This is a genomic window from Cupriavidus sp. 22TCCZM04-2 (assembly GCF_057798895.1).
This window is the reverse complement of the sequence record NZ_JBYOJS010000001.1, coordinates 138,785-157,550: the sequence shown is the minus strand read 5'-3', so window position 1 is coordinate 157,550 and position 18,766 is coordinate 138,785. Positions and strand designations below refer to the sequence as shown.

The window sequence follows — 18,766 nt, the reverse complement described above, 5'->3', positions numbered from 1 at the left end:
TTCATGCGGGGCGCGCCGCCTCGCGGTCGATCACGACGAAATACTTGCGCACCGGTTCGAGCACTTCGAACAGGCCGGTGAAACCGGCGGGAATCACGCAGGCATCGCCGGGGCCGAACTCGCTGGCCGCGCCGGCATCGTCGCTGATGCGAATGCGCCCGCTGATCACGTGGAAGAATTCCTCCTTGCCGGCCGGAAAGGCAATGCGCCAGGATCCCGGCTCGCACGCCCACATGCCACAATCGAAATCGCCATGCCGGGCGCTGTAGTGCGTCCAGGTGGTACGGTCGGGGTTGCCCGCGACCAGGCGGTCAGGGCGAGGGCGGTCGTGGCTCGGCGCGGGCGCGGCGGCTTGGAAATCGATCAGGCGCACGGAGGCAGTCATGGCGGGTTTGGCGGGCGCAATGCCGGAAATCAGGGCCGCCAGTTTACCGCGCCACGTCGTCCAGAGGCCGTCAGTTGAGCGAGGTGCTCAGTTGCCGGCGCCAGCGCGACACCACGTCGGGCTGGTCGGCCAGCATGTCGAATACCGAGATCATGGTCTTGCGGCCGATATCGTCCTCGAAGCCGCGGTCAGCGCGCACGATTGCCAGCAACTGCTCCAGCGCCGGTTCGTACTGCTGCCGCGCGATCAGCAGCCGTGCCAGGTCAAGGCGGCCGGAAAGGTCATGCGGGTCGGCCGCGACGCGGTTCGTCAAGGTCTGCTCGTCGGGCAGGTCGGCCACGCCCTTCATGGCGTCCACGCGCGTGCGCAGGGCGGTGTAGGCGTCGTCCTGCGAAGCTTGCGCGGACAACTTGCCGAATTCGGCTTCCGCCTCGGCAAGCGCATTGCCGTCGAGCAGGAAGCTGATATATGCGAAGCGCGCCGCATCGGAACCGGGGTCCAGCGCCAGCGCCGCCGTGAAGGCATCACCGGCAGCTTGCCGGTCGCCCGCCGCGGCCAGGTTCCGGGCCTCGTCCAGTGCCAGTAGCGCGGGGTTTGGCGTGAGGCGCGACAGGAACTCGCGCAGGCCCGATTCCGGCAGCACGCCGGTGAACTGGTCGACCGCCTGCCCGTCGGCGAAGGCCACCACGTGCGGAATGCTGCGCACGCCGAAATGCCCGGCCAGCTCCTGGTTTTCGTCCACATTCACCTTGACCAGCTTCCACTGGCCGTCGGCTTCCGCTTCGAGCTTTTCCAGCATCGGGCCCAGCGTGCGGCAGGGGCCGCACCACGGCGCCCAGAAATCCACGAGAACCGGCGCGTGGCATGAGGCCTCGATCACTTCCGGTTCAAAATTCTGCAAGGTGACGTCGCTCATGGCTGCGGGGCCTGTCGGGCAGGCGTGGAGTTCTGTAATACAGCGATTGTGAGGGCAAGGGCGCCAAATGCAACCGTGCCAGCCCGACATCAGGAGCGTGATTGGGGAAAGCCATTGATTGAAAATAGAACGATCGTTCGGTTATAGTCGATGACACCCTTACAAACAGGTCGCCAAAGACCGTCCAGGAGACTCTTCGATGCAGACCCTTGCTCGCCCGCATTTCCAGTTCTGGCCCAAGCGCGTGCCAACCGCGATCGTGCTGCCGGAGACGTCGCTCTGGTACAACCTGGAGGTTTCCGCACGCCGCTATGCGGACAAGGCGGCCATTCGCTACTTCGGCAAGACTGTCACGTTCCGCGAACTGGAGGCGCAGGCCACCGCGCTGGCGGGCTGGCTGCAGCAGAAGGCCGGCGTGAAGAAGGGCGACCGCGTGCTGCTGTACATGCAGAACTGCCCGCAGTTCCTCATCAGCTACTACGCGATCCTGCGCGCGGACGCCGTGGTGGTGCCAGTCAACCCGATGAACCGGGCCGAAGAGTTCAAGCACTACGTCACGGACGCCGGTGCGCGCGTGGCCATCTGCACTGCCGACCTGGGCGCCGGTGTCGAGCAGGCCCAGTCCGAGCTGGCGCCGGCCGACCGGCTGCAGCATTTGCTGGTGTCGCAGTATGCGGACGCCTTGCCGGCGACCCACGAGCATCCCGAAGACGCCCCGGCCGCCTGGCTGACGACGCAGCATCCGCTGCCGGCCGGCGCCACGCCGTGGGCCGAAGCGCTTGGCGCAGGCTTGCAGCCGGGTCCGCATACGGCCGGCCCCGACGACATGGCGGTGATGCCCTATACCTCCGGCACCACCGGCTTCCCGAAGGGCTGCATCCACACGCACCGTTCGGTCATGCACAACATCATCGGCGGCTCGACGTGGTCGGGGAGTGGCGCGGAATCGGTGATCCTGTCGGTGCTGCCGCTGTTCCACGTGACGGGCATGCAGTACGGCATGAACGGCCCGATCTACAGCGGCGCCACGGTCGTGATGCTGCCGCGCTGGGACCGCGAGGTGGCCGGGCGCCTGATCTCGCGCTACCAGGTCACGCACTGGACCAACATCCCGACGATGGTGATCGACTTCCTGGCCAGCCCCAACCTGCCGGAGTTCGACCTGTCCAGCCTGCGCTACATCGGCGGCGGCGGCGCTGCCATGCCGCAGGCCATTGCCGAGCGGCTGCGCGACCAGTTCGGGCTGAACTACCTGGAAGGCTATGGCCTGTCGGAGACCATGGCGCCGACGCACAGCAATCCGGCGGATCGCCCCAAGCTGCAATGCCTGGGCGTGCCGACCTTCAATACCGATGCCCGCATCGTCGATCCGGTCACGCTCGAGGAACTGCCGCCCAACGAAGTCGGCGAGATCATCGTGTCGGGCCCGCAGGTGTTCAAGGGCTACTGGGGCAAGGAAGATGCCACGCGCGACGCCTTCATCCAGTTCGACGGCAGGACTTTCTTTCGCACCGGCGACCTCGGTCGCATGGACGAAGAGGGCTACTACTTCATCACCGACCGCCTCAAGCGCATGATCAATGCCTCCGGCTTCAAGGTGTGGCCGGCCGAGGTGGAAAACCTGCTGTACAAGCATCCGGCGGTGCAGGAGGCCTGCATCATCGGCACGCGCGACGCGTATCGCGGCGAGACCGTGAAGGCGGTGGTGGTGCTGCGCGCGCAGGCCAAAGGCAAGACCACGGCCGAGGACATTGTCGAGTGGGCCAAGGAAAACATGGCGGCCTACAAGTACCCGCGCGTGGTCGAGTTCGTCGATGCCTTGCCCAAGTCCGGCACGGGCAAGGTGATGTGGCGCCAGCTGCAGGAAACCGAGAACGCGCGCACGGCCGACACGCAGACGCCGGCCGCCTGAGGCGGCGGAACAGAGCGCGCCGCGGTCAGTGACCGCGTGCGCGCATGAGGATCTTGACCATCGACTTGTAGCCGCGCTCGCGCGCATGGCGCGTGGGCGACACGCCTTCGCGGTCCGCCAGGTTGGCGTCGGCACCGGCGTCGATCAGCAACTGCACGATTTCTTCATAGCGCGCGCTGCCATCGCCGAGGATCACGGCCTCGAGCAGGGCCGTCCAGCCAAGCTGGTTGACGTGGTCCACGGCAATGCCTTTCTGCAGCAGCAGCTTCACCACCTCGACATTGCCGTGCTGGCAGGCGGCGATCAGCGCGGTGCCATCGTAGCGGTCCGTGCTGGCGAGGTCCGCGCCATGCGACAGCGAGAGCCGCACCACCTCGACCTGGCCCGTGGCGGCCGCCAGCAGGAACGGGCTGTTCAACTCGGCGTCCTTGCGATTGACGTCGGCGCCGGCCAGAGTCAGCGTCCTTGCCACGTCGCCGCGCCGGTTGTAGACCGCCGCCAGCAGCGCGCTGCGACCCCGTTCGTCGACAGCCTGCGCCGAGGCGCCGGCTGCCAGCAAGCGGTTGACGAGTTCCAGATCGCCGCCGGTCGCGGCGGTGATCAGGTTGCGGTCCAGTGCGGTGATCCCTTCCGAGTGATTCGGGACGTGTGCGCCGTTGCTGTGTGGGCCGCGTGACGAGCCCGCTTCCTCCGAACTGCGGGCGGGGCGTGCCGCCAGCGTCTGGCCACCCTGGCCGGCCAGCAGGGCGCCACAGCTCAGCAGGCCCATCAGTCCCAGCATTTCGGCAAGCGCGTGGCGGCGGGTGCGGACAAAGGGGCGCGTCATGGCGTTCGCTCCTGGGTCAGACGGTCTCGTGCGGGCTTGCCGGCGCGGGCAGCGGCGCCTCTTCGCTACCAGACTGCGACGGATGGGCCGACCCGCCATGACCGCGTTGCGCATCGGCGGCATCATGGTCCTGCAGCTGGCGCCAGAGCCGGCCAAGGTAGGGGTCGTCGACGCCATGGGTGGCCAGGCCCAGCAGCGTTTGCTGCAGATACTCGCGCGCCGGGCCGTAGAGGCCGACGGCGTGACGCAGCCGCTCCACCACGCTGGCGTCGGGCAGGCGCCCGGCATAACCTTCGTGGTCGCGGTTCATGACGAAGGCCAGCGCACGCTGCTCGGGACCATCGGAACCGGCGCCCGGGCCGGTGCGGATGCGCAGCCAGCGCGGATGGTAGGCGCCTGTCAGCATCTCGCGGCGCCACAACAGCCGGAATTCCTGCTCCACCACGTGGCTCGGAATACGGAACACCATGCCATGGCAGCAGCCGCCGCGGTCGAGGCCAAGCACCAGCCCCGGGTTATCCCAGGTGCCGCGGTTGATACGGGAGTAAAGATAGAAGCCGCGATGGTATCCATGCACGGTGGCGCGCTGGCGATCGGTATGCACCACCATCGGGTTCCAGATCAGCGAGCCGTAGCCGAAGACCCAGACATCGCCATGGAGGGCGCAGTCGTCGGGGCGGCTGGCCAGTGCCTCGTGCAGGGAACGCTCGAAGGCTTCCACGGGCAACAGGGCGGACGCGACCGGCGTGCTGCACAGCGAGGTGCGCAGCCGATCCGTTTCGAGGTCCTGTCGGGTGATGGCCATGTTGCCAGCATAATGCAAAGTCGGCCGACGGGCGGGGCCAGGAAGCGGCACGAGCGCCATATCGGGTCGATGGCAGGCAAGGGTGTGGGCGCCAGGCAACGCTCGATCCGCAACGGCCGCCTTGTTCTCGATCAGGCCAGCTCGTGTTGAGGCCGGTTCGGACTGGCTTAGCCTGCCGCCTAGTCTCTACAATGGCGGCATCATCCCGACCTTGGAGAACCGGCAATGGCGCGTACGCTTACGGTGGTGTTCGGCAACGGCAAGGAGTTCGAATTCTCGATCAGCCAGGCGGAGCTGGCGGCCGTCGGGGAAGAGGCGGCGTGGCGCTGGTTCGACAAGGAGTACACCGAGCTGGACTGCCAGGCGTCGAGCCCGGTCGGCAAGGTGCTCGTGATCGACAAGATCCTGAACGTGGCCAAGTTTTCAGGGGAATCGCGCTTTGCCGGCGATACCGCGTGGGCGCAGGACTATGCCCGCCACGCGGCGCGCCTGCTGGACCGCGACAAGGTCCGGGTCGATGTCGGCAATGCCGCCATCGGTTTCTGAGGCCATTCACAAGCGAAGCGGGCAGCGCCCGCTTCGCGGCCGGTGTCAGACGCCCAGCAGTTCCACTTCGAACAGCAGCGTGGCGTTGGGCGGAATCACGCCGCCGGCGCCGCGCGCGCCATAGCCAAGGTCGGCCGGGATCACCAGGCGGCGCACGCCGCCAACCTTCATGCCCTGCACGCCTTCATCCCAGCCGCGGATGACATGGCCGGCGCCCAGCGGGAACACGAACGGATCGTTGCGGTCCTTGCTCGAATCGAACTTGCGGCCGGCCTGGCCGTTTTCGTACAGCCAGCCGGTGTAGTGCACGGTCACGTGCTTGCCGGCAACGGCTTCGGCGCCGGAGCCGAGGGCGGTGTCTTCGTACTGCAGGCCAGACGGGGTGGTTTGCATGGTGTGATTCCTTGCGGTTGGTGCAAAAAAATGCGGTTGGAGCGGGGGAGCGGGCAGGCCGGTGCGCTGTGCGTCCCGGGCCTGCTCAGCTTGCGGCGCGCTGCAGCACGTCCAGCGTCAGTTGCACATTGCGGTCATCGTCGCTGACCCAGATTTCGCCGTCCTGGATCGTCACGGACAGGCGCATGGCACGTTGGGCCAGCGCGGCCAGCGCGTCGACCGCGTCAGTCGGCACATTGTAGATCGTCACATTGCGCAGCTTGCCCGCCTTGCCGGCCATGCCCTTCCACCACTCGCGCGCGCTGGCGCCGTTGTAGGCATAGACCGTGACGCGGTCAGAGCGGGCCGCCGCGCGCTTCAGGCGCGATTCGTCGGGCTGGCCGAGCTCCACCCAGTGCTCGATCTCGCCGGTCAGCTTGCGGTCCCACAGGTCGGGTTCGTCGGGTTCGTCCAGGCCGCGCGTGAAGGCGAGGGTCTCGCTCGCTTCGCAGGCAAAGGCCAGCAGGCGCACCATCATGCGCGCGTCGTTTTCGGACGGGTGCTGGGCGATGGTCAGCGTATGGCTGCCGTAGTACGGCCGGTCCATGTCGGACACCGACAGTTCGGCTTTGAAAATGGTGGATTTGAGCGCCATGGAGAAAGGGATACGGCACGCGTCGTGCGACGCGAAAGGCCGCATCATACGTGAATCGGGCGGTCGGCCATATGTCCGGGCCCGACTCCGGCGCAGGCGGGCTGGCGCCTGGCCACCCGGCGGGTGTCAGCGTTTGCGGTAGTCGCTGAGGTAGAAGCGCAGCAGCGCCGACATCAGCACCGTGGTCAGGAAGGCCGCCGCGACCACCATGGCGTTCCCGGCAGGGCTGTCGAGCTGGCCGGCCAGCGTGAGGCGGAACAGCCAGGTTCCGACCGTCATGGCCAGGAACGGCAGCAGCAGCGCGCCGCGGCCGTAGGTGCGCACTGCCCAGAGCGGGAAGCGCCGCAGGAATTCGAGGGGGATGGCGCACAGCAGGCAGGCGCCGGACGCCGCCAGCGCGGCGGCCACGATGTCGCCCGAGTGGATATCGATCATTGTCTGTCTCGCGTCGCCGGCACGCAGGATGCGACGCGCGGCAGGCAATTGTAGGGAAGCCAACTGCCGATTCTACAAAAAAATCCCGGCGTAAAGGTGATCGGATGCCGTCACGGCGCAGCCGAATCCGCGGGCGACGCCTCGACGGAGATCTGCAGGCTTACGTTATCGCCCACTTCCGGCAGGAAGCGCGTCATGCCGAAGGTGCTGCGCACCACGGTGGCGTGGAAGTCGCCGCCGCAAACCTTGCGGCGGATGCCGAACAGCGAGATTTCGCCGCAGCTGAAGCGATCGACCTCCAGCCTGAGCGGCCGCGTCGTGCCGAGCAGGTTGAGTTCGCCTTCGACTGCCACAAGCTTGCCATTCTCGACGACGAAGCGGTCGGCCCGCAGCCGCGCCACCGGGGAATTGGCGGCATCCAGGAACTGTGGCGAACGAAGCACGCCGTCGAGGCTGCGGTTGCCGCTGTCGACCGAAGCCGTTTCCACGGTGAAGTCGATGCCCCCGGCGCCCGTGGCGGGGTCATAGACGATCCGCCCGTCGATCTTGCCGAACCGCCCGCGCACCGTGGTGCGGTCGAAGTGGCTGGCGGCGAAGTAGACGCTCGTATGCGTCGGGTCGACGGTGTAGGCGACCGGGGCAGCGACAGTCGCCCCGCTCAGGGCGGCCAACAGCCACGCAAGGCAACGCGTGCGCATGGCGGGGCGTTCCTTAGTTATGCACGAAGACGGGCAACAGGAAGATGCCGACCACCGACAGGAAGCCGATGGTCCAGCACAGCGTGCGCAGCGTGGCGCGATCGGTCAGGTAGCACACGGTGTACAGCACGCGCGCAACGATGAAGACCATCGCCAGTTCGTCGATGCGAGCCTGGGGCGCCTGCAGATGGGTGGCTACCAGCACTGCCGCGGCAAAGAAGGGGAACGCTTCGAAATGGTTGCGGTGCGCCAGGTCGGCGCGGCGCGCGCGGCCGCTCTGGCGCTCCAGCCAGCCGCGCGGGTCGTGGTTGTCAAAGGCCTTGCCGCCGGCCTTGGCAACAGCCACCGTCACGACAGGCAAAATGCCCGCCACGAGGACACACCAGAATGCGATCGGCATGGTTCCGTCCTTCCGTGAAGCTGCATTCCTGGCAGCGGCGGCGCCGCTGCCGACCCAGCCGTCAGGCCGCGACCACCCGGATGTCGATACCGGGCAGGCTGACGACCTGGCCGGCGCGAATCTTCGCAGTCTTGCGCGATTCGGGCTCCCCGTCCACCGACACTTCACCGGCGGCGACCAGCGCCTTGCCGGCGCCGCCGCTGTCGCACACACCCGCCAGCTTGAGCAGGTCGTTGAGCGCAATGAACTCGCGATCGAGCGGGAACGTGATGACCTGCACCTGGGATTTGCCTGCCTTTGCCATCACTTGCCCCAGCTGTCCTTCAGCCCGACGATGCGGTTGAAGACCGGCTTGCCCGGCTGCGAATCGACGCGGTCGGCGACGAAGTAGCCGTGGCGCTCGAACTGGAAGCGGTCTTCCGGCGCGGCGTCGCGCAGGCTCGGCTCGAGGTAGGCGGTGATGACCTGCTTCGAGTCCGGGTTCAGCGCTTCCAGGAAGTTCTTGCCGCCGGCATCCGGGTTCGGGTCGTTGAACAGGCGGTCGTACAGGCGCACTTCGCATTCATAGGCCGCTGCGGCGCTGACCCAGTGGATCACGCCCTTGACCTTGACGCTGTCCGCGCCCGGCGTGCCGCTCTTGGTGTCGGGCAGGTAATTGGCATGCACCGCCACGACGTTGCCGTCGGCGTCCTTGTCCACGCTGGTGCACTCGATCACGTAGCCGTACTTCAGGCGCACCTTGTTGCCCGGGAACAGGCGGAAATAGCCCTTCGGCGGGGTCTCGTTGAAGTCCTCGCGCTCGATCCACAGCTCGCGCGAGATCGGGAACACGCGCTTGCCCAGCTCCGGCTTCTTCGGATGCACGGGCGCCGAGCATTCCTCGGTCTGGCCATCGGGGTAGTTGTCCAGGATCAGCTTGAGCGGGTCGAGCACGGCCACGCCGCGCGCGGCGCGTCCGTCCAGGTCGTCGCGCACCGAGCCCTCGAGCGTGCTCATGTCAATCCAGCTATCGGCCTTGGCCACGCCGACGCGGTCGCAGAACAGCTGGATCGACTCCGGCGTATAGCCGCGGCGGCGGATGCCGACGATGGTCGGCATGCGCGGATCGTCCCAGCCCTCCACGCGCTGCTCGTCCACGAGCTGCTTGAGCTTGCGCTTGCTGGTGATGGCGTAGGTGAGGTTCAGGCGCGCGAACTCATACTGGTGCGGCAGCGGATCGCTGAACACGCCGCAATCGCGCAGGTGTTCCAGTACCCAGTCGTACAGCGGGCGGTTGTTCTCGAACTCGAGCGTGCACAGCGAATGCGAGATGTTCTCGAGCGCATCGGAAATGCAGTGCGTGAAGTCGTACATCGGATAGATGCACCACTTGTCGCCGGTACGGTGGTGGTGCGCATGGCGGATGCGGTACAGCACCGGATCACGCATGACGATGTTGGGCGCGCTCATGTCGATCTTCGCGCGCAGCACATGCTCGCCGTCCTTGTACTTGCCGTCGCGCATGTCGCGGAACAGCTGCAGGTTTTCCTCGACGCTGCGGTCGCGGAACGGCGAAGGCTTGCCCAGTTCGGAGAAGTTGCCGCGGTTGGCGGCAATCTGCTCGGCGCTCTGGCTGTCGATGTAGGCCGCGCCGCGCTCGATCAGCTTCTCGGCGAACGTGTAGAGCTGGTCGAAGTAGTCGCTTGCGTAGTGCAGGTGCGGCTGGCCGCCCGGGGTCCTGTTGTCCCAGGAGAAGCCCAGCCAGTGCACCGCGTCGATGATCGAGTCGACGTATTCGGTGTCTTCCTTGACCGGGTTGGTGTCATCGAAGCGTAGGTGGCAGCGGCCGCCGTAGTCGCGCGCCAGGCCGAAGTTCAGGCAGATGCTCTTGGCGTGGCCGATATGCAGGTAGCCGTTCGGCTCCGGCGGGAAGCGGGTGATGACGGTCGGCAGCGGCTCGCCCTGGCTGTCCTGGCGGCCGGCATAGGTGCCGGCGGCGAGGTCGTGGTCGATGATGCTCCGCAGGAAGTTGGAAGCTGCGGGCGAGGCGGGCGTGCTGTCGGTAGGCTTGTTGTCGTGGCTCATGGTGGCGCCGTGTGGCGGCTGGATGGACCGCTCGGTCTTCAGTGTTGCGTGGCGGATTGCCAATTTCGTGATTTTACCGTGCCAGCGGCGCCACCCGGCGCGAGCATGGCGGAATTGTGCTCGCTTTTTGTGTACGACGCTGCCCCGGGCAGTTCCGCCAGGGCAGCCGAAAGTGACGTCCGGGGGTAGCATGTAGGCCGGACGTTCACCGGCCGGCTGCCCTCGCGCCAGCCGCCATCTTTCCGGGGTTTGTCGCCATGACTGCCAGTCTCGATACCGCTTCCGTTCCCGCCGCGCCCGCCAACGTCGTCGCCGGCTTGTGGCAAGACGCCGGCCTGCCCGCCGACGCGCTGGGCCATCTTGCCCTGACGGGTGTCGATCCGGTGCTCCCGTCCAGCTTTGCCGTCGGCACGGCGGCGCAGGCCAGCCTGGCAGCTTCGGCACTGGCCGCCGCGGCGCTATGGCAGCAGCGCACCGGACGCTGGCAGCAGGTGGCCGTGGACATGCGCCACGCCATCACAGAGTTCCGCAGCGAGCGCTACTTGCGCGTCGACGGCGGCGCGGCGCCCGAATTGTGGGACAAGATCGCCGGCGTCTACCGCTGCGGCGATGGCCGCTGGGTCCGCCTGCATACCAATTTCCCGCACCACCGCGACGGCGTGCTGCGCCTGCTCGGCTGCGCCCATGACAAGGCCGCCGTGCAGGCGGCGCTGGGCAAGTGGGAAGCCGAGGCATTCGAAGCCACGGCCTCCGATGCCGGCCTCGTGGTCGCCGCCATGCGCAGCTTCGATGAGTGGGACCGGCACCCCCAGGCCGAGGCGTTGCGCGGGCTGCCACCGGTCACGCTGGAGCGGATCGGCGAAGCGCCGCCGCAATCGCTGCCCGCGCCGCCGGCGGCCGAAGGGCGGCCGCTTTCCGGAGTCCGGGTCCTGGATTTCACGCGGATCATCGCGGGTCCGGTAGCCGGACGCACGCTGGCGGCACATGGCGCCGACGTGCTGCTGGTCACGGCGGCACACCTGCCGTCGATTGCGCCGCTGGTCATCGATACCGGCCGCGGCAAGCGCAACTGCGAGCTCGACCTGCGCGATCCCGACGACAAGCGCACGCTGCACAAGCTGCTGCACGGCGCCGACGTCATGATCCAGGGATACCGGCCCGGCGGGCTCGCCGACCTCGGTGTAGGCCCTGAGGCCGCGGTTCGCGCGCGGCCTGGCCTGGTCTATGCGTCGCTGAGTGCCTATGGCCATGTCGGCCCGTGGTCGGGCAAGCGGGGATTCGATTCGCTGGTGCAGACGGCCACAGGCTTCAACCATGCCGAAGCGCAGGCTGCCGGGGAGGATGCGCCACACCCGCTGCCGGCCCAGGTGCTGGACCACGCAGCCGGCTACCTGCTGGCGTTCGGCGCCATGGCGGCGCTGCACCGCCGCGCCACGGAAGGCGGCAGCTGGCACGTTCGGGTTTCGCTGGCGCAGGTCGGGCAGTGGTTACGCAGCCTTGGCCGTGTGCCGGCAGGGCTGCAGGCACCGGAGCAGAAAATCGATGATGTGGCCGATCTGCTGGAAGTTCTGCCATCAGGCTTTGGCATGCTGACCGTGGTGCGCCACGCAGCGCAGTTGTCCGAGACGCCAGCCCGTTGGACCCTGCCATCGGAGCCGCTCGGCACCCACGTGGCCGAGTGGCTGCCGCGCGCCTGACGCTGCATCAGGCGCCGGTCTGTTCCTAGTAAAGCGTAGTGCGCAGCCGCTCGGGCAGTTCGCGGTCATAGGCTTTCCCGTCGATCGCGTTGCGGCTCAGCGCGGCCAGAATTTCGCCATTGCTGGGCAGCGTGCTGCGCGCACGCCGGGAACCGGCGTCCCACACCTTCGAACGCAGCAGCGCGCGGGCGCACTGGAAGAACACGGCCTGCACGTGGATGACCAGTACCGAGACGGGAGGCTTGCCATCGACCGCGCACCTGGCAAGCAGGTCCGGATCGACCGATATCCGCGCCGTCCCGTTGACACGCAGGGTCTCGTCGATGCCCGGGATCACGAACAGCAATCCCACGCGCGGGTCGGCGACGATATTGCGCAGGCTGTCGATGCGGTTGTTGCCGCGCCGGTCGGGCATCAGCAGCGTGCGTTCGTCCAGCACCTGCACGAAGCCGGGCGTGTCGCCGCGCGGCGAGCACTCGGCGGCGTCCTTGCCGACCGTCGAAAGCAGGCACAGCGGCGCTGCTTCGACAAAGGCGCGGTAATACGGATGCAGGTAATCGACTTCCTTGGCAAGCGATGGCGCAGCTGGCTGCGCATACAGCGCTTCGAGTTCGGCGAGCGTGGCGATGGTGTGCGGATCCATGGGGGCGATCATGAGAGAGCAGGCTCGCGTTACAGCGTGACGGTGCCGCGGCCGATTTCGATCACGCGGCCGCCGACACGGATTGCGCCCGCGGCGGTAACGGCCAGTCGCAGCGTACAGGGGCGGTCGACAGCGGCGCCCTGATCAATTTCGTACTCGGCCGGCAGCACGTGCGCATTGGCCAGCAGCCAGCCGCCAAGATTGGCGCATGCGGAACCGGTACCCGGATCTTCCGCCACCCCGCCACCTTGCTTGCTGAAGAAATACCGCGCGAGCACGCGGCCCGGTCGGGTCGGATCAAAGGCGAACACATAGGCGGTCTTGCGGCCCAGGCTGCTTTGCGGCCATTGCTCCAGCCGCGCGGTGTCCGGCCGCGCCCGCTGCACTGCATCCGTGCTGCGGACCGCAACCAGCAACTGGTCCGCACCGGTATCGACCCACATCGGCGCGGTCAGCAGGTCGCGCGCTTCCAGTCCCAGCAGTGCCGCCATTTCCGCATCGGTGAGGTCCACGGCGGCGGTCCTGGGCGCTCCGACGTGCGGGGCCGTGAAAGTCCAGACATCGCCGCTGGCCTCGACGGGCACGACGCCAGCCTTGAACTCGAGCGTCAGCCGGTCGCCGCTGGCGACCAGGTCGCGCACGACATGCGCGGTGCCGAGCGTCGGATGCCCCGCAAAGCGCATTTCATAGCCGGGCGTGAAGATCCGCACCTGCGCATGCGCCTGTTCCGAAGGCAGGATGAAGGTGGTTTCCGACAGGTTGAACTGCAGCGCCAGCGCCTGCATGGTGGCGTCGTCCATGCCGCGGGCATCCTCGAAGACGCATAGCGGGTTGCCGCCGAACGTGGATTCGGCGAAGACGTTGAGCAGGCGAAACGCGTAAGTCGTCATGATGGTCTCGGCAGGGAAGTGCACCACAGTGTAGCCGCCCGATATCGTGGTGCCATGGACAGTTGCGCTGCCGGCCGGCGGGCCAGTTCGCATATGCGAAACGCGTCCAACAAAAAGGGCGCTGCCCGTATCCGGAAGCGCCCTTCGTGCTGTGGCGGGGGACGGCGGTCAGTAGCCGACGGCCTGTCCATCGCGCCGGCTGTCGCTGGCGGCGACATAGCCATGCTCGGCGTCTTCCGACAGGCGCCAGATGAACTGGCCCGAGCCAAAGTCCATGTACGGATCGTCCACCGACTTGAGCTGGTGGCCGCGTGCCTTCAGGCCTTCGACGGTGGCCGGGTCCATGGTGCTTTCCACGTCCAGCGTGAAGTCGCGGTTGACCTTCCAGCGCGGCGCGCAGCAGGCCGCTTGCGGCTGCTGCTTGTAGTCGAGCATGCGGACCACCGTCTGCAGGTGGCCTTGCGGCTGCATGTCGCCGCCCATCACGCCGAAGCTCATCACCGGCTGGCCGTCGCGAGTCAGGAATGCCGGGATGATGGTGTGGAACGGCCGCTTGCCGCCCGCGACCACGTTGGCGGACTTCGGATCCATCGAGAAGCCCACGCCACGGTTCTGCAGGCTGATGCCGGTGCCCGGCACCACCACGCCCGAGCCGAAGCCCATGTAGTTCGACTGGATGAAAGAGATCATCATGCCGTTCTCGTCGGCCGCGGTCAGGTAGATGGTGCCGCCAACCTTGGGCATGCCGAAATCGAAGTGCGTGGCGCGCTGCATGTCGATCAGCTTCGCGCGCGACTTCAGGTAGGCGTCATCGAGCATCTGCTCGGGCGTGACCTCCATGCTGCGCGGGTCGGCCACGTAGCGGTAGAGGTCGGCGAACGCCAGCTTCATCGCTTCGATCTGCAGGTGCTGCGAATCGACCGAATCCACCGGCAGGGCGCTCAGGTCGAACTGGTCGAGGATGCCCAGCGCGATCAGCGCCGCGATGCCCTGGCCGTTCGGCGGGATCTCGTGCAACTCGTAGCCGCGATAGGACTTGCTGATCGGCTTGACCCAGTCGGGCCGGTAATTGCGCAGGTCGTCCAGCGTCATCGCGCCGCCGCACTGCTTGCTGAAGGCGGCGATCTTTTCGGCGATCTCGCCTTCGTAGTACGAGCGGCCACGCGTCTCGCCGATCTTGCGCAGCGTCTCGGCGGCGGCCTTCATGGTGAACTTCTCACCGACCTGCGGCGCGCGGCCGTTGGGCATGAAGGTCTCGGCAAAGCCCGGCTGGTCCTTGAGTTCCGGCACCGCGGCGGCCCATTTGTGCGCCACCACGGGCGGCATCGCGTAGCCACGTTCAGCGATCTCGATGGCAGGTTCCATCAGGTCGGCGAACGGCAGCTTGCCGAAGCGCTCGTGCAACGCGGCCCAGCCCGCGACCACGCCGGGAACCGTGACCGAGTCCCACCCGCGGATCGGGCGGTTCGCCAGTCCGTTGGCATCGGTGCCGTACTTGCTCTTGAAATACTCTGGGTTCCAAGCGGCCGGCGCGACGCCGGACGAGTTCAGGCCGTGCAGTTCCTTGCCGTCCCACAGAATGGCGAAGGCATCGCTGCCCAGGCCGCAGGACACGGGCTCGACGATGGTGATCGCCGCCGCGGCGGCGATGGCCGCATCCACGGCATTACCGCCCTTGAGCAGCATGCGCAGGCCCGCCTGCGCAGCGAGCGGATGCGAAGTCGACACGACGTTGCGCGCGAACAGCGGAATGCGCACGGAGGGGTAGGGGTTGGTCCAGTTGAAGTTCTGCATGGTCTTGTCCGTTGTCTCGTGGCCGCCGGCCAGGCGGGGCCGGCCGCGGCATCACGTCATTCTGCCGTGATCTTGCGATCCTTGATGAGCTTGCCCCAGCGGGCGCTGTCCTTCTTCACCATCGCCGCGAACTGCGCCGGCGTGCCGCCGACGGGCTCGGCGCCGAGCTTGGCCAGGCGGTCCTTCACGTCCTGCGACTGGATGGCCTTGTTGAATTCGGCATTGAGCCGGTTGACCATGTCGGCCGGCATGCCCTTGGGGCCGTAGATGCCGAACCAGGTATCGGATTCAAAGCCGGGCAGGCCCGATTCGCTGGCCGTCGGGATCTCCGGTGCCAGCGGCGAACGCTTCAGGCTGGTCACGGCCAGCGCCTTCAGCTTGCCGTCCTTCACGTGGGGCAGGCCGGACACGATGCTGTCAAACAGCACCTGCACCTTGCCCGAGATCAGGTCCGGTACAGCCAGCGCCGTGCCACGGTAGGGGATGTGGGTGATGAAGACGCCGGCCTGGGCCTTGAACGCCTCGGCGGTCAGGTGCACGACGGTGCCGTTGCCGCTGGACGCGTAGTTCAGTTCGCCCGGGTGCTTCTTTGCGTAGTCGATCAGCTCGCGCACGTTCTTCACAGGCAAGCTGTTGGGCACCACCAGCACATTGGTGGCAATCGCGACCTGGCCGACCGGCGTGAAGTCAGATTCGGTGTTGTAGGGCAGGTGGGTGTTGATGTACGGGCCGATCGAATGCGTGCTGGTCGTGGCGATCAGCAGCGTGTAGCCGTCAGGGGACGCCTTCGCCGCCATGTCCGAGCCGATGGCACCGCCCGCGCCGGGCCGGTTGTCCACCACGATCTGCTGGCCGATGTTGGCACCAACCTTTTGCGCGATCGCGCGCGCGAGCAGGTCGGTGGCGCCGCTGGCCGGGAACGGCACGATCAGGCGGATCGGCTTGCTGGGGTAGTTGTCGGCCAGGGCCGGCGTGGCGGCCAGGCAGAGGCCAGAGGCAAGGCAGAAGCCGAGCAGGCGCAGCCAGGATTTCATTCGGTTCTCCGGAATCGGGCGAATCAGGTCGGCGGAACAACGTCAGGGCCGGCAGACCGGATGCGCGCAGCATCAGGTTGCCTGCGCATTATTATTCCGCGCCCGATATCACAAAGAAAGCTAATATTTCTTTTCCTTGACACAAGTTTCCCTTGTGATTCGCGCCTGTCCAATGGCGCTTTGCCGGTTTCCCGATGAGCACGATCCGATTCCTGCGTACCTTTGTTGCCGTGGCCGAACATGGTTCCTTCGCCGCCGCCGCCGGCCATGTCGCGCTCACGCAGGCCGCTGTAAGCCTGCAGATGAGATCGCTGGAAACCGAGCTGCGCCGCGAGCTGTTCGACCGCAGCGGTCGCGTCGCCGTCCTCAATGCCGACGGACGCGAGCTGTTGCCGCGCGCGCGGCACCTGCTCGCCCTGTATGACGAGATGCGCCTGCCGCAGACCCAGCCAGAGGCCATGGCCGGCGCGGTGGCGGTGGGGGCGGTGGTGTCGGTGATGGGTGGCCTGTCGCATGTCGTGGCGCGCATGAAGCGGGCCTATCCGGCGCTGGAAGTCAGGCTGGTCGGGGCCAAGTCCATCGAGCTCGCGGCGATGGTCGAGTCGGGCGAGCTCGATGCCGCCATCCTGGTCGAAGGCGCCGCGCGGATACCCGGCACGCTGCGCTGGACGCCGCTCTACGATGAACCGCTGGTTGCCGTTGCAGCACAGGGCAGTGCCGGGGAGGACGTGCGCGAAGCGCTGGCGGCCAATCCCTACCTGCGTTTCGACCGCAGCCAGCGCACCGGCATGCTGGTCGATCGCGCGCTGCGGCGCGGACACCTGCGGGTCAACGAATTCCTCGAACTGAATTCGATCGAGGCACTCGTCGAACTCGTGAGGCAAGAGGTGGGCGTGACCGTGGTGCCGCTGCTGCAGCGCGCACGCTGGCGCGATGATGCTGCGCTGCGGATCTTGCCGCTGCTGGTCAATGACGAGCCCGTCATGCGGACCATCGGCATGCTGGAGCGGCGTGATCATGGCCGGGGCCATGTGACCAGCGCGGTCAGGACGGCCTGCTCCGAGTTATTTGGCGGCTGAGCGGCAAAGCGGTGGCGACGGACGTCGACGCTCAATGAAAAAAGGGGCGTCTCGCGACGCCCCTGGCATTGCACTGCATTGCCGGCCAATGGCTGGCGGTCTTGCTTTCTATTCTTCCTGGAACGCTTCCTCGCGCTTGGCCTTGATCGACGGCGAGGCCACGATCAGCACCAGCACCGCGGCGGCGATCAGCAGGCCCATCGACAGCGGACGGGTCACGAACACGCTGAAGTCACCACGCGACAGCAGCAGCGAGCGGCGGAAGTTCTCTTCCATCATCGGCCCCAGCACGAAGCCCAGCAGCAGCGGCGCCGGTTCGCACTTGAGCTTGATGAACAGGTAGCCGATCACGCCGAAGGCCGCGGTCTGGAACACGTCGAAGGTGGTGTTCTGGACCGAGTACACGCCGATGCAGCAGAACACCAGAATGGCCGGGTACAGGTAGCGGTAGGGCACCTTCAGCAGCTTCACCCAGATACCGATCAGCGGCAGGTTCAGCACGATCAGCATGAAGTTGCCGATCCACATCGAGGCGATCAGGCCCCAGAACAGCGCCGGGTTGCTGGTCATGACCTGCGGGCCGGGCTGGATGTTGTGGATGGTCATCGCACCGACCATCAGCGCCATCACGGCATTGGGCGGAATGCCCAGCGTCAGCAGCGGAATGAACGAGGTTTGTGCCGCGGCGTTGTTGGCCGATTCCGGACCTGCCACGCCTTCGATCGCGCCCTTGCCGAACTCGTGCGAGTACTTCGAGGTCTTCTTCTCCAGCGAGTACGCCGCGAACGAAGCCAGCGCCGCGCCGCCGCCCGGCAGGATGCCCAGCGCCGAGCCTAGCATCGTGCCGCGCAGCACGGCCGGGATCATGCGCTTGAAATCGTCCTTGTTCGGGAACAGGTTGGTGATGTGGTCCGTGAAGGTTTCGCGGTTTTCCTTCTGCTCCAGGTTCGCGATGATTTCCGCGAAGCCGAACACGCCCATGGCCACCGACACGAAGTTGAGGCCGTCGGTCAGTTCCGGCACGTCGAACGAGAAGCGCGCGGCGCCCGAGTTCACGTCGGTGCCAACCAGGCCCAGCAGCAGGCCCAGCACGATCATCGAGATCGCCTTGACCAGCGAACCCGAAGCCAGCACCACGGCGCCGATCAGGCCCAGCACCATCAGCGAGAAGTACTCGGCGGGGCCGAACTTGAACGCCAGTTCCGACAGCGGCGCGGCAAACGCGGCCAGGATCAGCGTGGCCACGCAGCCGGCGAAGAACGAGCCCAGGCCCGCTGTGGCCAGCGCGACCCCCGCTCGCCCTCGTCTGGCCATCTGGTAGCCGTCGATGGTGGTTACCACCGACGACGATTCACCGGGCAGGTTCACCAGGATGGCGGTGGTCGAACCGCCGTACTGGGCGCCGTAGTAAATACCGGCCAGCATGATCAGCGCGGCCACCGGCGGCAGGGTGTAGGTCACCGGCAGCAGCATGGCGATGGTGGCCAGCGGCCCCAGGCCCGGCAGCACGCCGATCAGCGTACCCAGCACGCAGCCCAGGAAGGCGTAGGCCAGGTTCTGGAAGGAGAGGGCGGTAGCAAAGCCCAGTCCCAGGTTAGAGAGCAGTTCCATGTTG

General features: G+C 66.9%; 20 protein-coding genes. 4 read left to right on the top strand and 16 right to left on the bottom strand.

Translation table 11 applies throughout. The features are described from left to right. Position 1: 1 nt before the first annotated feature. Both AC3FKG_RS00700 and trxA read right to left on the bottom strand, forming a co-directional pair. Positions 2-385 (bottom strand): cupin domain-containing protein, encoded by a 384-nt coding sequence (locus AC3FKG_RS00700; RefSeq protein ID WP_488742166.1) that lies wholly within the window; start codon positions 383-385, stop codon positions 2-4. Positions 386-455: 70 nt separating this feature from the next. Then, positions 456-1,301: a thioredoxin gene (gene trxA / locus AC3FKG_RS00695; RefSeq protein ID WP_488742165.1), complete on the bottom strand. Its 846-nt coding sequence runs from the start codon at positions 1,299-1,301 to the stop codon at positions 456-458. 199 nt (positions 1,302-1,500) lie between these two features. On the opposite strand from trxA, the gene AC3FKG_RS00690 reads away from it, so the two are divergent. Beyond that, positions 1,501-3,213, top strand: coding sequence for a long-chain fatty acid--CoA ligase (locus AC3FKG_RS00690; RefSeq protein WP_483708841.1), 1,713 nt, complete (start codon positions 1,501-1,503; stop codon positions 3,211-3,213). Between the two features lie 25 nt (positions 3,214-3,238). Here the strand turns inward: AC3FKG_RS00690 and AC3FKG_RS00685 are convergent, their stop codons facing one another. Next, positions 3,239-4,039, bottom strand: a complete 801-nt coding sequence (locus AC3FKG_RS00685) for an ankyrin repeat domain-containing protein (RefSeq protein ID WP_488742164.1) — start codon at positions 4,037-4,039, stop codon at positions 3,239-3,241. A gap of 16 nt (positions 4,040-4,055) precedes the next feature. Continuing rightward, a complete protein-coding gene (locus tag AC3FKG_RS00680; protein WP_488742163.1) occupies positions 4,056-4,844 on the bottom strand; it encodes a gamma-glutamylcyclotransferase in 789 nt (262 codons plus the stop codon). Positions 4,845-5,069: 225 nt separating this feature from the next. Between AC3FKG_RS00680 and AC3FKG_RS00675 the strand changes: the two genes are divergently transcribed. Next, complete coding sequence (locus tag AC3FKG_RS00675; RefSeq protein WP_483708836.1) at positions 5,070-5,390, top strand: hypothetical protein; 321 nt, start codon at positions 5,070-5,072, stop codon at positions 5,388-5,390. Between the two features lie 45 nt (positions 5,391-5,435). Here AC3FKG_RS00675 and AC3FKG_RS00670 read toward each other — a convergent pair whose 3' ends face one another. The 7 genes from AC3FKG_RS00670 to AC3FKG_RS00640 form a co-directional block, all read right to left on the bottom strand. Continuing rightward, positions 5,436-5,783 (bottom strand): FKBP-type peptidyl-prolyl cis-trans isomerase, encoded by a 348-nt coding sequence (locus tag AC3FKG_RS00670; protein WP_488742162.1) that lies wholly within the window; start codon positions 5,781-5,783, stop codon positions 5,436-5,438. An 85-nt stretch (positions 5,784-5,868) separates the two neighbouring features. Continuing rightward, a complete protein-coding gene (locus AC3FKG_RS00665) occupies positions 5,869-6,417 on the bottom strand; it encodes a YaeQ family protein (RefSeq protein WP_483708835.1) in 549 nt (182 codons plus the stop codon). Between the two features lie 126 nt (positions 6,418-6,543). Next, positions 6,544-6,852 (bottom strand): hypothetical protein, encoded by a 309-nt coding sequence (locus AC3FKG_RS00660; protein WP_211948713.1) that lies wholly within the window; start codon positions 6,850-6,852, stop codon positions 6,544-6,546. A gap of 110 nt (positions 6,853-6,962) precedes the next feature. Then, positions 6,963-7,550, bottom strand: a complete 588-nt coding sequence (locus AC3FKG_RS00655; RefSeq protein WP_488742161.1) for a YceI family protein — start codon at positions 7,548-7,550, stop codon at positions 6,963-6,965. Positions 7,551-7,563: 13 nt separating this feature from the next. Further along, positions 7,564-7,950, bottom strand: a complete 387-nt coding sequence (locus tag AC3FKG_RS00650; protein WP_483708832.1) for an MAPEG family protein — start codon at positions 7,948-7,950, stop codon at positions 7,564-7,566. Between the two features lie 61 nt (positions 7,951-8,011). Continuing rightward, the gene (locus AC3FKG_RS00645) at positions 8,012-8,254 is read right to left on the bottom strand and encodes an RNA-binding S4 domain-containing protein (protein WP_483708830.1); all 243 of its coding nucleotides are present in this window, start codon (positions 8,252-8,254) and stop codon (positions 8,012-8,014) included. Beyond that, positions 8,254-10,014, bottom strand: coding sequence for a glutamine--tRNA ligase/YqeY domain fusion protein (locus AC3FKG_RS00640; RefSeq protein WP_488742160.1), 1,761 nt, complete (start codon positions 10,012-10,014; stop codon positions 8,254-8,256). Before AC3FKG_RS00640 ends, AC3FKG_RS00645 begins: the two co-directional genes overlap by 1 nt. 257 nt (positions 10,015-10,271) lie before the next feature. On the opposite strand from AC3FKG_RS00640, the gene AC3FKG_RS00635 reads away from it, so the two are divergent. Next, complete coding sequence (locus tag AC3FKG_RS00635) at positions 10,272-11,711, top strand: CoA transferase (RefSeq protein ID WP_488742159.1); 1,440 nt, start codon at positions 10,272-10,274, stop codon at positions 11,709-11,711. A 25-nt stretch (positions 11,712-11,736) separates the two neighbouring features. On the opposite strand, the gene AC3FKG_RS00630 is transcribed toward AC3FKG_RS00635, so the two are convergent. The 4 genes from AC3FKG_RS00630 to AC3FKG_RS00615 all read right to left on the bottom strand — a co-directional run bounded on the left by AC3FKG_RS00630 (position 11,737) and on the right by AC3FKG_RS00615 (position 16,072). After that, positions 11,737-12,354, bottom strand: a complete 618-nt coding sequence (locus AC3FKG_RS00630) for a pyridoxamine 5'-phosphate oxidase family protein (protein ID WP_483711523.1) — start codon at positions 12,352-12,354, stop codon at positions 11,737-11,739. 29 nt (positions 12,355-12,383) lie between these two features. Next, positions 12,384-13,244: a PhzF family phenazine biosynthesis protein gene (locus tag AC3FKG_RS00625; protein WP_488742158.1), complete on the bottom strand. Its 861-nt coding sequence runs from the start codon at positions 13,242-13,244 to the stop codon at positions 12,384-12,386. A gap of 168 nt (positions 13,245-13,412) precedes the next feature. Next, positions 13,413-15,038, bottom strand: a complete 1,626-nt coding sequence (ggt, locus tag AC3FKG_RS00620; RefSeq protein WP_483708826.1) for a gamma-glutamyltransferase — start codon at positions 15,036-15,038, stop codon at positions 13,413-13,415. Positions 15,039-15,094: 56 nt separating this feature from the next. Next, complete coding sequence (locus AC3FKG_RS00615; RefSeq protein WP_483708824.1) at positions 15,095-16,072, bottom strand: Bug family tripartite tricarboxylate transporter substrate binding protein; 978 nt, start codon at positions 16,070-16,072, stop codon at positions 15,095-15,097. A gap of 194 nt (positions 16,073-16,266) precedes the next feature. Between AC3FKG_RS00615 and AC3FKG_RS00610 the strand changes: the two genes are divergently transcribed. Beyond that, positions 16,267-17,151, top strand: a complete 885-nt coding sequence (locus AC3FKG_RS00610; protein WP_488742157.1) for a LysR substrate-binding domain-containing protein — start codon at positions 16,267-16,269, stop codon at positions 17,149-17,151. A 108-nt stretch (positions 17,152-17,259) separates the two neighbouring features. Here the strand turns inward: AC3FKG_RS00610 and AC3FKG_RS00605 are convergent, their stop codons facing one another. Next, positions 17,260-18,762 (bottom strand): tripartite tricarboxylate transporter permease, encoded by a 1,503-nt coding sequence (locus AC3FKG_RS00605; protein ID WP_488742156.1) that lies wholly within the window; start codon positions 18,760-18,762, stop codon positions 17,260-17,262. Positions 18,763-18,766 lie beyond the last annotated feature (4 nt).

Coding starts and splice junctions, on each gene's coding strand:
- AC3FKG_RS00700 (WP_488742166.1), bottom strand. CDS start 385: ATGACTGCCTCCGTGCGCCTGATCGATTTCCAAGCCGCCGCGCCCGCG.
- trxA (WP_488742165.1), bottom strand. CDS start 1,301: ATGAGCGACGTCACCTTGCAGAATTTTGAACCGGAAGTGATCGAGGCC.
- AC3FKG_RS00690 (WP_483708841.1), top strand. CDS start 1,501: ATGCAGACCCTTGCTCGCCCGCATTTCCAGTTCTGGCCCAAGCGCGTG.
- AC3FKG_RS00685 (WP_488742164.1), bottom strand. CDS start 4,039: ATGACGCGCCCCTTTGTCCGCACCCGCCGCCACGCGCTTGCCGAAATG.
- AC3FKG_RS00680 (WP_488742163.1), bottom strand. CDS start 4,844: ATGGCCATCACCCGACAGGACCTCGAAACGGATCGGCTGCGCACCTCG.
- AC3FKG_RS00675 (WP_483708836.1), top strand. CDS start 5,070: ATGGCGCGTACGCTTACGGTGGTGTTCGGCAACGGCAAGGAGTTCGAA.
- AC3FKG_RS00670 (WP_488742162.1), bottom strand. CDS start 5,783: ATGCAAACCACCCCGTCTGGCCTGCAGTACGAAGACACCGCCCTCGGC.
- AC3FKG_RS00665 (WP_483708835.1), bottom strand. CDS start 6,417: ATGGCGCTCAAATCCACCATTTTCAAAGCCGAACTGTCGGTGTCCGAC.
- AC3FKG_RS00660 (WP_211948713.1), bottom strand. CDS start 6,852: ATGATCGATATCCACTCGGGCGACATCGTGGCCGCCGCGCTGGCGGCG.
- AC3FKG_RS00655 (WP_488742161.1), bottom strand. CDS start 7,550: ATGCGCACGCGTTGCCTTGCGTGGCTGTTGGCCGCCCTGAGCGGGGCG.
- AC3FKG_RS00650 (WP_483708832.1), bottom strand. CDS start 7,950: ATGCCGATCGCATTCTGGTGTGTCCTCGTGGCGGGCATTTTGCCTGTC.
- AC3FKG_RS00645 (WP_483708830.1), bottom strand. CDS start 8,254: ATGGCAAAGGCAGGCAAATCCCAGGTGCAGGTCATCACGTTCCCGCTC.
- AC3FKG_RS00640 (WP_488742160.1), bottom strand. CDS start 10,014: ATGAGCCACGACAACAAGCCTACCGACAGCACGCCCGCCTCGCCCGCA.
- AC3FKG_RS00635 (WP_488742159.1), top strand. CDS start 10,272: ATGACTGCCAGTCTCGATACCGCTTCCGTTCCCGCCGCGCCCGCCAAC.
- AC3FKG_RS00630 (WP_483711523.1), bottom strand. CDS start 12,354: ATGGATCCGCACACCATCGCCACGCTCGCCGAACTCGAAGCGCTGTAT.
- AC3FKG_RS00625 (WP_488742158.1), bottom strand. CDS start 13,244: ATGACGACTTACGCGTTTCGCCTGCTCAACGTCTTCGCCGAATCCACG.
- ggt (WP_483708826.1), bottom strand. CDS start 15,038: ATGCAGAACTTCAACTGGACCAACCCCTACCCCTCCGTGCGCATTCCG.
- AC3FKG_RS00615 (WP_483708824.1), bottom strand. CDS start 16,072: ATGAAATCCTGGCTGCGCCTGCTCGGCTTCTGCCTTGCCTCTGGCCTC.
- AC3FKG_RS00610 (WP_488742157.1), top strand. CDS start 16,267: ATGAGCACGATCCGATTCCTGCGTACCTTTGTTGCCGTGGCCGAACAT.
- AC3FKG_RS00605 (WP_488742156.1), bottom strand. CDS start 18,762: ATGGAACTGCTCTCTAACCTGGGACTGGGCTTTGCTACCGCCCTCTCC.